Annotated in this window: 12 protein-coding genes and 3 pseudogenes; 13 read left to right on the forward strand and 2 right to left on the reverse strand. The window is 69.1% G+C overall.

Annotated features, from left to right (window positions below):
* Window positions 1-230: 230 nt before the first annotated feature.
* The 8 genes from eccD to N8I84_RS29125 all read left to right on the forward strand — a co-directional run bounded on the left by eccD (window position 231) and on the right by N8I84_RS29125 (window position 8355).
* Complete coding sequence (eccD, locus tag N8I84_RS29090) at window positions 231-1688, forward strand: type VII secretion integral membrane protein EccD (protein WP_263232398.1); 1458 nt, start codon at window positions 231-233, stop codon at window positions 1686-1688.
* Between the two features lie 204 nt (window positions 1689-1892).
* A complete protein-coding gene (locus N8I84_RS29095) occupies window positions 1893-2351 on the forward strand; it encodes a hypothetical protein (RefSeq protein WP_263232399.1) in 459 nt (152 codons plus the stop codon).
* Entirely contained in the window at window positions 2348-2596 is a 249-nt protein-coding gene (locus tag N8I84_RS29100; RefSeq protein WP_263232400.1) for a hypothetical protein, read from the forward strand. Before N8I84_RS29095 ends, N8I84_RS29100 begins: the two co-directional genes overlap by 4 nt.
* A 276-nt stretch (window positions 2597-2872) precedes the next feature.
* Complete coding sequence (gene rpsO, locus N8I84_RS29105) at window positions 2873-3160, forward strand: 30S ribosomal protein S15 (RefSeq protein ID WP_053664877.1); 288 nt, start codon at window positions 2873-2875, stop codon at window positions 3158-3160.
* 323 nt (window positions 3161-3483) lie between these two features.
* Window positions 3484-5706 carry a polyribonucleotide nucleotidyltransferase gene (locus tag N8I84_RS29110; protein WP_263232401.1) on the forward strand — a complete coding sequence of 741 codons (2223 nt, stop codon included), beginning with the start codon at window positions 3484-3486 and terminating at the stop codon, window positions 5704-5706.
* Entirely contained in the window at window positions 5703-7082 is a 1380-nt protein-coding gene (locus N8I84_RS29115; protein ID WP_263232402.1) for a M16 family metallopeptidase, read from the forward strand. Before N8I84_RS29110 ends, N8I84_RS29115 begins: the two co-directional genes overlap by 4 nt.
* A 52-nt stretch (window positions 7083-7134) precedes the next feature.
* Window positions 7135-7887: a 4-hydroxy-tetrahydrodipicolinate reductase gene (gene dapB / locus N8I84_RS29120; RefSeq protein WP_200423695.1), complete on the forward strand. Its 753-nt coding sequence runs from the start codon at window positions 7135-7137 to the stop codon at window positions 7885-7887.
* Window positions 7888-7902: 15 nt separating this feature from the next.
* Window positions 7903-8355, forward strand: a complete 453-nt coding sequence (locus N8I84_RS29125) for a tetratricopeptide repeat protein (protein ID WP_263232403.1) — start codon at window positions 7903-7905, stop codon at window positions 8353-8355.
* Between the two features lie 119 nt (window positions 8356-8474).
* On the opposite strand, the gene N8I84_RS29130 is transcribed toward N8I84_RS29125, so the two are convergent.
* A complete protein-coding gene (locus tag N8I84_RS29130) occupies window positions 8475-9029 on the reverse strand; it encodes a hypothetical protein (RefSeq protein WP_263232404.1) in 555 nt (184 codons plus the stop codon).
* Between the two features lie 119 nt (window positions 9030-9148).
* On the reverse strand, window positions 9149-9385 hold the full coding sequence (locus tag N8I84_RS29135; RefSeq protein WP_263232405.1) for a hypothetical protein: 237 nt from the start codon (window positions 9383-9385) through the stop codon (window positions 9149-9151).
* 253 nt (window positions 9386-9638) lie between these two features.
* On the opposite strand from N8I84_RS29135, the pseudogene N8I84_RS29140 reads away from it, so the two are divergent.
* The 5 genes and pseudogenes from N8I84_RS29140 to N8I84_RS29155 all read left to right on the forward strand — a co-directional run.
* Window positions 9639-9929, forward strand: a pseudogene (locus N8I84_RS29140) (FAD-dependent thymidylate synthase); the annotation flags it as partial.
* A gap of 159 nt (window positions 9930-10088) precedes the next feature.
* Window positions 10089-10835, forward strand: a pseudogene (locus tag N8I84_RS42830) (HNH endonuclease); the annotation flags it as partial.
* A gap of 3 nt (window positions 10836-10838) precedes the next feature.
* Window positions 10839-11288 (forward strand): annotated as a pseudogene (gene thyX, locus N8I84_RS42835) (FAD-dependent thymidylate synthase); the annotation flags it as partial.
* Between the two features lie 226 nt (window positions 11289-11514).
* On the forward strand, window positions 11515-12414 hold the full coding sequence (gene dapA, locus N8I84_RS29150) for a 4-hydroxy-tetrahydrodipicolinate synthase (protein ID WP_263232406.1): 900 nt from the start codon (window positions 11515-11517) through the stop codon (window positions 12412-12414).
* Between the two features lie 126 nt (window positions 12415-12540).
* On the forward strand, window positions 12541-14226 hold the full coding sequence (locus N8I84_RS29155) for a ribonuclease J (RefSeq protein WP_103844272.1): 1686 nt from the start codon (window positions 12541-12543) through the stop codon (window positions 14224-14226).
* Window positions 14227-14503 lie beyond the last annotated feature (277 nt).

Below are 14503 nucleotides of genomic sequence, written 5' to 3' on the forward strand. Positions count from 1 at the left end.
ACGCCCCCGTGTACCGCGACATGTTCTCGTTCGCGCAGGCGTCGTTCGCGCAGGCGTCGATCCTACTGATGGGCCAAGTGCGCAAGGGAGGCAGGAGGATGGAGATGCCGAGGGGGTCCTGGGAGAAAAGGGGTGGGCGGGCCCTGCGCCGCACACCGCAACGGATATGGTGGCGCTCCGCGCCGTAGCAGCGGCGTGAGGAAGCCTTGTCCAACAGGGGGAACAACCAGGTGAGCACGGGGACTTCGACGGGTTTCTGCCGAATCACCATCGCAGCGCCGGACAGCCGTGTCGATGTCGCGCTGCCGGAGGACCTGCCGATCCAGGACCTCTTTCCCGAGATCGTCAGGCTCTCGGGCCTGGTCCATCCGGACACCAGTCCCGCCGGCTACCACCTGGTACGCCGCGAGGGCCAAGTCCTCGACGCGAGCCGTTCGTTGCTCGAGCACCGGGTCAGGGACGGCGAAGTGCTGCTGCTGCGGACCTTCGCCGACTCGCTGCCGCCGGCCGTCCACGACGACGTGGTGGACGCGATCGCCGCCGCGGTCAAGCAGGACATCCGCAGCTGGAACGACAACCTGATGCGGGTGGCCGGTCTCGTCGCCGGATCGCTGCTGCTGATCATGCTCGGTTTCGTGTTCTGGTTCGCGGACCCCATCCGGCACGACATGCACGGCCTGCAGGGCATCCTCGCCGGCGTGGTCGCACTGGCCCTGACGGTGCTCGCGGGTGTGCGGGCCCGGGTCTACGACGACCGCGGCTCCGCCGTCGCGCTCGGTGTCTCGGCGCTTCCGCACGCGCTCATCGCCGGCTCCGGCGTCATCCCCCAGGACGCGGGTCACGGCCCCGGCAGGATCCAGTTCCTCGTCGGCTGCGTGGCCGTACTGGTCTTCTCGGTCGTACTGATCATGCTGCTGCCGCAGGGAGACGCCCCGTTCGTGGCCGCCGCGCTGGCCGCCGCGATCGGCACGCTCGCCGTTTTCTGCGGTGTGCTCACCGAGGCGGAGCCGCGCGAGATCGCCGCCGGCACCTCGGTCGTGGCGCTGGCGGTAGTCGGCTTCCTGCCCGGATGGTCGGCCCGCTTCGCCAAGCTGCCGATCGGTTTCCGCAACCCGGAGGACCTGGCCAGGGCCCGTCGTGAGGGCCGGGAGGGCGACCTCGAGGCCGTCGACGTGCAGCGCATCGTCGCCCAGACCAGCCGGGGCCACGAACTGCTGCTCGGACTGGTCGGCGGCTGCGCGGCCGTCATCATCGGCGCGGGTGGCGCGGTGCTCGGCTTCAGCGACAGCGGCTGGGCCCAGCTGCTGGCCCTCTGCACCGGTCTCGCCGCGATGATGCGGGCGCGGCTCTTCCGGTACACCGCCCAGGTGACGTGCCTGTTCGTGGCCGGCGTCGTCACCCTGGGTCTGCTGGTGCTCGGCCTCGCGATCTCGCCCCCGGCCGGCATCGTCCTCGAACTGCTCAAGGGCAACTCCGGTCCCGTCGACATCAGGACCCTGTGGCTCGGCGCCTCGGTCGCGGCCGGCGTGCTGCTGCTGATCGCGATCGCCCTGATCGTGCCGCAGAAGGGGCTCTCCCCCTTCTGGGGCCGCATGCTGGACCTCGCGGACTCCCTGGTGCTGCTCTCCCTGGTCCCGGTCTGCCTGGCCGTCCTCGACGTCTACAGCAAGGTCCGCGGCGGCGTCTGAGGTCCGCTCGGCGGCGCGAGGGCTCTCCGCCCTCGGACCGGCTCTCGGCCCGGCCGAGGTGGCAGAGGCGGTATTCGCCTCCCCCGTGCAGCGGTGCGTGCGGGGGCGACACCCGGTCGTGGCCGTCGTCCAGGGCAGCGATGGGCAAAGGATCCGACGGTGTCGCCTCCTGAGCCGGTGAACGTCTCTTCTCACGGTCAGCCCGTGACCGTGGGAGACGACCTCGCCGCCGGGGCCTGGGCCGCCGGTGGGACGGCCGTGTTCACCGGAGGCGGGGCAGCACTGGCGGACACAGCGGGGCTGACCGGGGTGGCAGGCGATGTGCTGAGGGGTGACGGCCTGCTCGGCGCCACGGTCAACGGCGCAGCGTGCAACGTCGCGGGTGGTCTCACGGCCGACGTCGCCAACGACCAGGACCCGTCGACGATGGGCCAGGACGCTCTCACCGACGCCGAGACCGGCGCCTTCGGCAACGCCCAGAACCACGGCGTCAACCATGCCCTGGAGCAGCACGGAAGCCTCGGTGGGGAAAACCTCGGCGACCGGGACAAGCTCGCCGACAACGCGTTCAAGAACACCGTGGGCACTACCTCGAACACGGGCGTCTACGCTGCAGGCTCCGGCGTCGAGTGGGACATCCAGGACCTGGCCGAGGACGAGTGAGAGCTGCCGACGAAGTGGGACTTGCGGCGACCTGGACCCCGAACCCGGACCACCCGGCTACCTGGAGCGGCTTCTTCCTGGTACTTCTCGGGGTCGCCGGATGTCTGATCGTCATGGCCGGTGTCGCTGTGACCATTGCCCTGTGGCGCGTTCAAGGCGCCAGGAAGTGGGGCAACCACGTCATCGGACCGGTGATCGTCACCGTCGGCCTCGTCGCCGCTGGCTTCGGCTTCCGGCTGTTCTGACCCCGCGAGTCCGGGGATGGGGCCTGGCGGCCGGTCCTGGAGAGCTGATCACGTGGCTGACCCCGGTGGTCCGACGCCCGCCCCCACCCCTGCCGGGCCCGGGCCGGGACACCGCTGCCCGGCTGGTACGCTGTGTGACGGCCGTATGTGTACGCGCCTCCGGTTTCCCCTGGAGGACGCGCCCAGCGGATCCCCGCCTCCCGAGTCGTGGAAGTCCCCCTGAGATGAAGACCAGGGGCACTCGGTGGCAGCTGAAGAAGACTACGAGGAGTACGCGTGTCGCTCGACGCCGCTACGAAGAAGCAGATCATCGGTGAATTCGGTACCAAGGAGGGTGACACCGGCTCCCCCGAGGTCCAGGTCGCTCTGCTGTCCCGTCGGATCTCCGACCTGACCGAGCACCTCAAGACCCACAAGCACGACCACCACTCCCGTCGTGGTCTGCTGATCCTGGTCGGTCAGCGCCGTCGCCTGCTGCAGTACCTGGCGAAGAAGGACATCCAGCGCTTCCGTACGCTGGTCGACCGCCTGGGCATCCGCCGCGGTGCGGCGGGCGCCAAGTAAGACGCCGTGAAGGGAGCGGTTCCCGTACGAAGGGGGCCGCTCCCTTTGCTGTACGTGCGGACTGTCACCACCGCTTTGTAGTGTGGTAGCACAACGCAAGACGTAGGACACCGTGTGAGGGGTACCTGGACGCACCAGGCGGCACCGCACACACCGAACGAGGAGGAGCGCGCCTCGCCGCCGCCGGTCCTCGGTAGTGGCCCCCGGGGAAGAGAGCCCCGGGTGCTTCGATCGAAGACCGGCCCGCACAAGACGGAGCGCTTCTCCGCCACCGTCCCCCTGCCACACGGGCAGCCGGGGACGAAGACGAGGAGAAAACGCTAGTGGAGAACGAGACCCACTACGCCGAGGCCGTCATCGACAACGGCTCCTTCGGCACCCGCACCATCCGCTTCGAGACGGGCCGCCTGGCCAAGCAGGCCGCCGGTTCCGCCGTCGCGTACCTGGACGACGACACGATGGTCCTTTCGGCCACCACCGCGTCCAAGAACCCCAAGGACCAGCTCGACTTCTTCCCGCTGACGGTCGACGTCGAGGAGCGGATGTACGCGGCCGGGAAGATCCCCGGTTCCTTCTTCCGCCGTGAGGGCCGCCCCTCCGAGGACGCGATCCTCACCTGCCGACTCATCGACCGCCCGCTGCGCCCGTCCTTCAAGAAGGGCCTGCGCAACGAGATCCAGGTCGTCGCCACGATCATGGCGCTCAACCCGGACCACCTGTACGACGTCGTGGCGATCAACGCCGCGTCCGCGTCCACGCAGCTGGCCGGTCTGCCCTTCTCCGGCCCGATCGGCGGCGTCCGCGTCGCGCTGATCAACGGCCAGTGGGTCGCGTTCCCGACGCACACCGAGCTCGAGGACGCCGTCTTCGACATGGTCGTCGCCGGCCGCGTCCTGGAGGACGGCGACGTCGCGATCATGATGGTCGAGGCCGAGGCCACCGACAAGACGATCAAGCTGGTCGAGGGCGGCGCCGAGGCACCGACCGAGGAGGTCGTCGCCGCCGGTCTGGACGCTGCGAAGCCCTTCATCAAGGTCCTGTGCAAGGCCCAGGCGGACCTCGCCGCGAAGGCCGCCAAGCCGACCGCCGAGTTCCCGATCTTCCTGGACTACCAGGACGACGTCCTGGAGGCCCTGACCGCCGCCGTCCGCCCCGAGCTGGCCCAGGCGCTCACCATCGCCGGCAAGCAGGAGCGCGAGTCGGAGCTGGACCGCGTCAAGCAGCTCGCCGCCGAGAAGCTCCTGCCGGAGTTCGAGGGCCGCGAGAAGGAGATCTCCGCCGCGTACCGCTCGCTGACCAAGACCCTGGTCCGTGAGCGCGTCATCAAGGAGAAGAAGCGCATCGACGGCCGCGGTGTCACCGACATCCGCACGCTGGCCGCCGAGGTCGAGGCCATCCCGCGGGTCCACGGCTCGGCCCTGTTCGAGCGTGGCGAGACCCAGATCCTGGGCGTCACCACGCTGAACATGCTGCGCATGGAGCAGCAGCTCGACACCCTCTCGCCGGTGACGCGCAAGCGCTACATGCACAACTACAACTTCCCGCCCTACTCCACCGGTGAGACCGGCCGCGTCGGCTCCCCCAAGCGCCGCGAGATCGGCCACGGCGCCCTCGCCGAGCGCGCCCTGATCCCGGTGCTGCCGTCGCGCGAGGAGTTCCCGTACGCGATCCGCCAGGTGTCCGAGGCCCTCGGCTCCAACGGTTCGACGTCCATGGGCTCCGTCTGCGCCTCCACCATGTCGCTGCTGAACGCCGGTGTGCCGCTGAAGGCCCCGGTCGCCGGTATCGCCATGGGCCTGATCTCCCAGGAGATCGACGGCGAGACGCACTACGTGACGCTGACCGACATCCTCGGCGCCGAGGACGCCTTCGGCGACATGGACTTCAAGGTCGCCGGTACGAAGGAGTTCGTGACCGCCCTCCAGCTGGACACCAAGCTGGACGGCATCCCGGCCTCCGTGCTGGCCGCGGCCCTGAAGCAGGCCCGTGACGCCCGCCTGCACATCCTCGACGTGATGATGGAGGCCATCGACCGGCCCGACGAGATGTCCCCGCACGCCCCGCGGATCATCACCGTCAAGATCCCTGTCGACAAGATCGGCGAGGTCATCGGCCCCAAGGGCAAGATGATCAACCAGATCCAGGAGGACACCGGCGCCGAGATCACGATCGAGGACGACGGCACGATCTACATCGGTGCCGCCGACGGCCCGTCCGCAGAGGCCGCCCGCGCCACGATCAACGGCATCGCCAACCCGACCATGCCGGAGGTCGGCGAGCGCTACCTGGGCACGGTCGTGAAGACCACCACCTTCGGCGCGTTCGTCTCGCTGCTGCCGGGCAAGGACGGTCTGCTGCACATCTCGCAGATCCGCAAGCTCGCCGGCGGCAAGCGCGTGGAGAACGTCGAGGACGTCCTCGGCGTGGGCCAGAAGGTCCAGGTCGAGATCGCCGAGATCGACTCCCGCGGCAAGCTCTCCCTCATCCCGGTGATCGAGGGCGAGGGCGACGAGGCCGACGAGGCGAAGGACGACACCGACAAGTGACGTCCCGTGGCTTGAAGGCGACGGCCCGCACCTCTTCGGAGGCGCGGGCCGTCGCCCGTACCCAAACCCTGATCAAAGGCGCGGGCGGCATCGGCACCGTCCGCAAAACCACCCTCCCGGGCGGTCTGCGCGTCGTCACCGAGACGCTGCCCTCCGTCCGCTCCGCCACCTTCGGCATCTGGGCGCACGTCGGCTCACGCGACGAGACGCCCGCGCTGAACGGCGCAACGCACTACCTGGAGCACCTGCTCTTCAAGGGCACGTCGCGCAGGTCCGCCCTGGACATCTCCTCCGCCCTCGACGCGGTCGGCGGCGAGATGAACGCGTTCACGGCCAAGGAGTACACGTGCTACTACGCGCGCGTGCTCGACACCGACCTGCCGCTCGCCATCGACGTCGTCTGCGACATGCTCACCGGCTCGCTGATCCTGGAGGAGGACGTCGACGTCGAGCGCGGCGCGATCCTCGAGGAGATCGCGATGACGGAGGACGACCCGGGCGACTGCGTGCACGATCTCTTCGCGCACACCATGTTCGGCGACAACGCGCTCGGCCGCCCGGTCCTCGGCACGGTCGACACCGTCAACGCGCTGACCGCCGACCGCATCCGCCGCTTCTACAGGAAGCACTACGACCCCACGCACCTGGTGGTCGCCTGCGCGGGCAACGTCGACCACCAGAAGGTCGTACGCCAGGTGCGGGCCGCCTTCGAGAAGGCGGGCGCCCTCACCCGGACGGAGGCCACGCCCATCGGTCCGCGCGCCGGCCGCCGCGTGATCCGCACCGCCGGGCGCGTGGAGCTGCTGGCCCGCAAGACCGAGCAGGCGCACGTCGTCCTCGGCATGCCGGGCCTGGCCCGCACCGACGACCGCCGCTGGGCCCTCGGCGTGCTGAACACGGCGCTCGGCGGAGGCATGTCGTCCCGCCTGTTCCAAGAGGTCCGGGAGAAGCGCGGCCTGGCCTACAGCGTGTACTCGTACACGTCCGGCTTCGCCGACTGCGGCCTCTTCGGCGTGTACGCGGGCTGCAGGCCGAGCCAGGTGCACGACGTGCTCAAGATCTGCCGCGACGAGCTGGATCACGTCGCGCAGAACGGCCTGTCGGACGACGAGATCGCCCGCGCCATCGGCCAGCTCCGCGGTTCCACCGTCCTCGGGCTCGAGGACACGGGTGCGCTGATGAACCGTATCGGCAAGAGCGAGCTGTGCTGGGGCGACCAGATGTCGGTCGACGACATGCTGGCCCGGATCGAGGCGGTCACCCCGGACGACGTCCGGTCCGTGGCGCAGGACATCCTGGGACAGCGGCCCTCCCTGTCGATCATCGGCCCGCTCAAGGACAAACAGGCGTCCCGACTGCACGACGCGGTCGCGTGAGCGCCCGGCGGTCACGGCGGTCGTCAACCACTCCGGTAAGGAAGCAAGAGAGATGAGCAAGCTGCGCGTGGCGGTCCTCGGCGCCAAGGGCCGGATCGGTGCGGAGGCGGTACGGGCCGTCGACGCCGCCGACGACATGGAGCTGGTGGCCGCCCTCGGCCGGGGCGACCAGCTGGAGACCCTCGTCGAGACGGGGGCCCAGGTGGCGGTGGAGCTGACCACCCCGGCCTCCGTCATGGGCAATCTGGAGTTCTGCGTACGGCACGGCATCCACGCCGTGGTCGGCACCACGGGCTGGACCGACGAGCGGTTGGCGCAGCTGAAGGGCTGGCTCGCCGAGTCCCCGCAGACCGGCGTCCTGATCGCCCCGAACTTCTCCATCGGCGCCGTGCTGACCATGAAGTTCGCCGAGGCGGCCGCCCCCTACTTCGAGTCCGTCGAGGTCGTCGAGCTGCACCACCCGAACAAGGTGGACGCCCCCAGCGGCACCGCCACGCGCACCGCCCAGCTCATCGCCGCCGCCCGCGAGAAGGCGGGCAGCGCCCCGCAGCCGGACGCCACGGCGACGGCGCTGGACGGCGCCCGCGGCGCGAACGTCGACGGCGTCCCGGTGCACGCCGTACGTCTGCGCGGCCTGCTCGCCCACCAGGAGGTGCTGCTCGGCGGCGAGGGCGAGACCCTCACCATCCGCCATGACTCGCTGCACCACAGCAGCTTCATGCCGGGCATCCTGCTCGGCGCCCGCCGCGTCGTGACCACTCCGGGCCTCACCTTCGGCCTTGAGCACTTCCTCGACCTGAAGTAGCGAGAAGCAGCAGCGATGCGCGCGAAGATCACCTATGCCGTCACGGCCGCCGTCCTGGTCTTCTACTTCATCCTGGTCGGCAGCCGCGGCGTGCTCCTGATCGAGAACGGCACCCCCGTCACCGTCGCGTTCGGCGTCGCGGTGCTGATCCTGCCGGTCATCGGGGTGTGGTTCCTGTGGAAGAACACCCAGTTCGTCCGCAAGGCGAACCGGCTCGCCGCCGAGCTGGAGGCGGAGGGCGGCCTGCCCGTCGACGAGCTGCGACGCACCCCGAGCGGCCGGATCGACCGCGACTCGGCCGACGAGGTCTTCGCCAAACGCAAGGCGGAGGCGGAGGCGGCCCCGGACGACTGGCGCGCATGGTTCCGCCTGGCGATCGCCTACCACGACGCCCGCGACACGCCCCGCGCCCGCAAGGCGATGCAACAGGCCATCGCCCTCCACGAAGGCCGCACGCTCGTGTCCTGAGCGCCGTCGGCTGTCCCTCTGCCCCTCTGCCCCAGCGGCCTTCAGAGGCCCGGAGACGACCAAAGGGCCGCCCCGCAGTCCGCGAGGCGGCCCTTTTGCGTTCAGGGGCCCTGGGGCGGTCAGCTCCGCCCGAACTCCGCCGCCCACGCCTCCACCGTGTCCGCCGCCCGGTCGAAGGCCTGGGGGCGGGCCAGGAAGTCGGCGTTGTGGCTGGTCAGCACGGTCTCTGGGGCGGGCCCGCCGCCCTGCCGTACGAGGACCAGTGCCTGACCCTGCACCGTGCGCGGCAGTCCCAGCCAGCGCACCGGCTGCTGCACCGTGCGTACCGAGACGATATGCTGCCACCGCACCGTACGCGTGAGGAGGAAACCCACTCGGCGCAGCCCCCGCGCGCTCACCCAGACGCCCATCCGCAGCAGCCGCAGGGCCACGGCGATGACGGCCGACGCCACGCCGAACACCGTGCCCGCGTCCGACGGGGTGCCGGCGAGGGCGATGACGACCGCGGCGAAGAGCACGTACGACGCGAACAGCAGCAGGAGCGCGGCCGTGCCCACCCGCCACGGGCCGGGCCGGTAGGGGCGGCGCCAGCGGTCCCGGTCGACGTACGGCAGCGGCAGGTCGTCCGCCGCCTGGTCGGAAGCACGGTCGGCCGTCAGGAAGGGCAGGGGCACGGCTGATCCTCACTCGGTGCACGGAGCTGTGACCGGTGAGGCTATCGAGCCGTGTCCCCGCTCACCACCCTCGGGGGCCGACGGGGTGGCCCGTCCGTGCCTGCGGGCGACCGGGAGCGTCAGCGGCCGTTCGATGCCACGGACTGCTGCGTCGCCGCGGGCGCCTGGTGCGACATGGCGGGCATTCCGATGACCAGGGAGCCCACCAGCCCGGCGACAATGGTCAGCCCGAGCAGCCAGCGTCCGGCCATCTCACCGGCGGAGGCACGCCGACGCGGCGGGGGAGTGACATTGCTGCGGAAGGAGTCGGCTTCGGCGAGGAAGGCGAACGGTACGGGTTCGCGCCGACGGGACATGGGGAGTGCTTCTCCTCTTGTGGCTCGTAGGGTCCGATGGATCAGCTGTCTGAAGACCGGGTGACGCGAACGAATCGCCGTCACCGACACAGACGAGCGGGTGCCCGAAAAGGTGCCCTGAATCACCGATTTCGCAGAACTTCGACGGGCTTCGCCGGCGAATGTCGCGGACCGGCACCGAACGCCCCGTTGTCAGTGCCGGGCCGTAGAGTGGGCGGCGCCCGAGCTTGTGATGGGAAGGACCTTCCACACCGTGACCGACACCCCCGCCGACGACCTCAAGCCCAGCTTCCGCAGCGACGTCACCGTCGAGCTGGTCAAGCACAGCGCGGCCGACTCCGACGTGCTGTGGGCCGCCCGCGTCTCCACCGCCGGCGAGCAGTCCCTGGACGAGCTGAAGAAGGACCCGGAGCGCTCCAAGGGCCTGATCAACTACCTGATGCGGGACCGGCACGGCAGCCCCTTCGAGCACAACTCGATGACCTTCTTCATCAGCGCCCCGATCTTCGTCTTCCGCGAGTTCATGCGGCACCGGGTGGGCTGGTGCATCGCCGGCGACACGGAGATCACCCTCGAGAGCGAGGCAGGAAACCTCCGGCGCCGTACGATCCAGGATCTGTACAAGCTGTGGCACCTCGGTGTCGAAGACCGATTGCCGCACTCGGCGGGCGGTGTGACCTGGCACGCCCGCGCCGAGAAGTGGATGGCGCAGGTCCGCCGCGGAGAGACCAACCACTACCTGGGGCTCTATGACAATCGGGAGGCCGCCGACTGCGCCGTTGCGGAATTCCGCGAGAAGCACCCCTCCACCCGTCTCCGCAAGCTCGAATCGGTCAGGCGCAATCACGTTCGCTGCTACGACGAGGAGACGCTGACAGCGCGGAGGGCGCCTATCCTCGATGTCATTCAGTCGGGCATCAAGCCTTTGATCAAGCTCACCACTGCCGGTGGCAAGGTCCTTCGCTGCACCGTCGACCATGCGGTGCTCACCCCGGAAGGCTGGCGGAAGGCCGGAGAGCTGGCCGTGGGCGATGCGGTGATGACCGCCGGGACGGCGCCACGGCCTTCGGAAAGGCTCGTTCCGCCCAGCCTCCGTCGTGGCGTGGGCGTCTGGACCTCGATGCAGCGTGACCGCCTGATCGGCGAGACCGATACATGTCACCTGTGTGGAGAGCCCTTCCCACGTGACCAGCTCGCGCTCGATCACGTCGTACCCGTGGCCGAGGATCTGACGCGCGCACTCGACGAGCGCAATCTGGCCCCCGCCTGTGAGCCGTGCCACGCAGCCAAGAGTGCCGAGGAGCAGAAGCTGGCACGTCGCGGCGGAAAGATCGCCGTAGCTGTTCCGGATCCGATCGTGTCCATCGTGGACGACGGCGAGGAGATGACGTACGACCTCACGGTGGAGGGTCCCTGGCACAACTTCCTGGCCAATGGCGTTGTTGTCCACAACTCCTACAACGAGGAGTCCGGCCGGTACCGAGAACTCCAGCCCGTCTTCTACGTCCCCGGCGAGGACCGCAAACTCGTCCAGCAGGGACGTCCGGGCAAGTACGAGTTCGTACCGGGCACCGACACGCAGCACGCGATCATGGAGCGCGCGATGCAGGATTCGTACATCCATGCGTATGAGCGTTACAGGGAGATGCTCGCCTCCGGCGTCGCCCGTGAGGTCGCCCGCGCGGTCCTCCCGGTCGGTCTGTTCTCCTCGATGTACGCCACGTGCAACGCGCGCTCGCTGATGCACTTCCTCGGCCTGCGCACCCAGCACGAACTGGCGAAGGTGCCCTCCTTCCCGCAGCGGGAGATCGAGATGGTCGGCGAGAGGATGGAGGCCGAGTGGGCCAGGCTCATGCCGCTCACGTACGCCGCGTTCAACGCGAACGGCCGCGTCGCGCCGTAAGGCACACCCGCGTGCCCGTCGGGCAGAGAAGGGCCGGGTACAGATGTACGGGTCAGCCGAGCGAAGTGTCCGTATTGCGGCATTTCGCGAAGTTCATCTAGCCTGATCAAACGGACCCGGTACTGCTTGAACCCCCGAGCAGGCAGTACCGGGCTCCACCTTTGTCAGGACTTTTGCCGACCCCCTAGGGCAGACCACGACCGAGGCAGCGAGTAGCGTGTTGTCCATGGCTCCGACCTCCACTCCGCAGATCCCCTTCGGGCGGATCCTCACCGCCATGGTCACGCCCTTCACGGCGGACGGCGCACTTGACCTCGACGGCGCTCAGCGGCTCGCCACCCACCTGGTGGACGCAGGCAACGACGGCCTGATCATCAACGGCACCACCGGTGAGTCCCCCACCACCAGCGACGCGGAGAAATCGGACCTCGTACGAGCCGTACTGGAGGCGGTCGGCGACCGGGCCCACATCGTGGCCGGCGTCGGCACGAACGACACCCACCACAGCATCGAACTGGCGCGCGCGGCACAGAAGGCCGGCGCGCACGGTCTGCTGACCGTCACGCCGTACTACAACAAGCCCCCTCAGGACGGCCTCTACCGGCACTTCAAGGCCATCGCCGACGCCACCGACCTGCCGGTCATGCTCTACGACATCCCCGGCCGCAGCGGCGTCCCGATCAACACCGAGACCATCGTCCGGCTCGCCGAGCACCCGCGGATCGTCGCCAACAAGGACGCCAAGGGCGACCTCGGCCGCGCCAGCTGGGCCATCGCCCAGTCCGGCCTCGCCTGGTACTCCGGCGACGACATGCTCAACCTGCCCCTGCTCTCCGTGGGCGCGGTCGGCTTCGTCTCCGTCGTGGGCCATGTCGTCACGCCCGAGCTGCGCACCATGGCCGAGGCCTACGTCAGCGGCGACGTCCAGAAGGCGCTGGAGATCCACCAGAAGCTGCTCCCGGTCTTCACCGGCATGTTCCGCACCCAGGGCGTGATGACCACCAAGGCCGCCCTCGCCCTCCAGGGTCTGCCCGCCGGGCCGCTGCGCCCGCCCATGGTCGAACTGTCCCCCGAGGAGACCGCGCAGCTCAAGATCGATCTTGCCGCCGGCGGGGTACAGCTCTGACAAGGACTTCACAACTGAATAGGCAGGACCCAGTGCCTGCACCCCACATCGACAACTGCTTTTGCACGAACGTCATGCGCGCCACGTGCCCTACAGGTACGTGGCGCGCATGGTGAGGAGAGTCTTTTGAGTCATCCGCATCCTGAACTCGGCCCGCCGCCGAAGCTCCCCGAGGGCGGCCTCCGGGTCACCCCCCTCGGTGGCCTCGGGGAGATCGGCCGGAACATGACCGTCTTCGAGTACGGAGGCCGTCTGCTGATCGTCGACTGCGGAGTGCTCTTCCCCGAGGAGGAGCAGCCCGGAATCGATCTGATCCTGCCGGACTTCTCGTCCATCCGCGGCCGCCTGGACGATATCGAGGGCATCGTCCTCACCCACGGCCACGAGGACCACATCGGCGGCGTCCCCTACCTGCTGCGCGAGAAGCCCGACATCCCGCTGATCGGCTCCAAGCTGACCCTCGCCCTGATCGAGGCGAAGCTCCAGGAGCACCGCATCCGCCCGTACACGCTGGAGGTCGCGGAGGGGCAGCGCGAGCGCGTCGGCCCCTTCGACTGCGAGTTCGTCGCGGTCAACCACTCCATCCCGGACGCCCTCGCGGTCGCCATCCGCACCCCCGCCGGCATGGTGGTCCACACGGGCGACTTCAAGATGGACCAGCTGCCGCTGGACAACCGGCTGACGGATCTCCACGCCTTCGCCCGGCTGAGCGAGGAGGGCATCGACCTCCTGCTCGCCGACTCGACGAACGCGGAAGTCCCGGGGTTCACGCCGCACGAGCGCGACATCTCCAACGTGCTGCGCCAGGTCTTCGCGGGCGCCCGTAAGCGGATCATCGTGGCGAGCTTCGCCAGCCACGTCCACCGCATCCAGCAGATCCTGGACGCGGCCCACGAGTACGGCCGCCGGGTCGCCTTCGTCGGCCGCTCCATGGTCCGCAACATGGGCATCGCCAGGGACCTGGGTTACCTGAGGGTGCCGCCGGGCCTGGTCGTGGACGTCAAGACGCTGGACGACCTGCCGGACCACGAGGTCGTCCTGGTCTGCACGGGCTCCCAGGGCGAGCCGATGGCCGCCCTGTCACGCATGGCGAACCGCGATCACCAGATCCGCATCGTCCAGGGCGACACGGTGATCCTCGCGTCCTCGCTGATCCCCGGCAACGAGAACGCGGTCTACCGCGTGATCAACGGCCTGACCCGCTGGGGCGCGAACGTCGTCCACAAGGGCAACGCCAAGGTGCACGTCTCCGGCCACGCGTCAGCGGGCGAGCTGCTGTACTTCTACAACATCTGCCGCCCGAAGAACCTGATGCCGGTCCACGGCGAATGGCGCCATCTGCGGGCCAACGCCGAACTGGGCGCACTCACGGGTGTCCCGCACGACCGCATCGTCATCGCCGAGGACGGCGTCGCCGTCGACCTCGTCGAGGGCAAGGCGAAGATCTCGGGCAAGGTCCAGGCCGGTTACGTCTACGTCGACGGCCTGTCGGTGGGAGACATCGGCGAGCCGGCGCTGAAGGACCGCAAGATCCTCGGAGACGAGGGCATCATCTCGGTCTTCGTGGTGATGGACTCGTCCACGGGCAAGATCACCGGCGGCCCCCATGTCCAGGCCCGTGGTTCGGGCATCGAGGACTCGGCCTTCGGCGACGTCATCCCGAAGATCACGGAAGCGCTCGAACGGTCGGCGCAGGACGGCGTCGTCGAGCCCCACCAGCTGCAGCAGCTGGTGCGGCGCACCCTCGGGAAGTGGGTCTCCGACACGTACCGGCGCAGGCCGATGATCCTTCCTGTGGTCGTCGAGGTCTGACGCTCACTCAAGTCCGTGTGAGGGCGAACCTGGAGCGGGGCGCCTCGATTTGCATCGAGGCGCCCCGCTCCAGTACGTTTACGGCTCCGCCAGCAGGGGACCCGACGCAACCGAGCGTCCGGGAGCCATCCCAGGCAGGGCGGAAATCCCGACTCAGAACTTCTGATAAAGTCGGAACCGCCGGAAAGGGAAACGCGAGAGCGGGAACCTGGAAAGCGCCGAGGAAATCGGATCGGAAAGATCTGATAGAGTCGGAAACACCGAAGGGAAGCGCCCG

It is taken from the genome of Streptomyces cynarae, from assembly GCF_025642135.1.
Classification (GTDB): Bacteria; Actinomycetota; Actinomycetes; order Streptomycetales; family Streptomycetaceae; genus Streptomyces; species Streptomyces cynarae.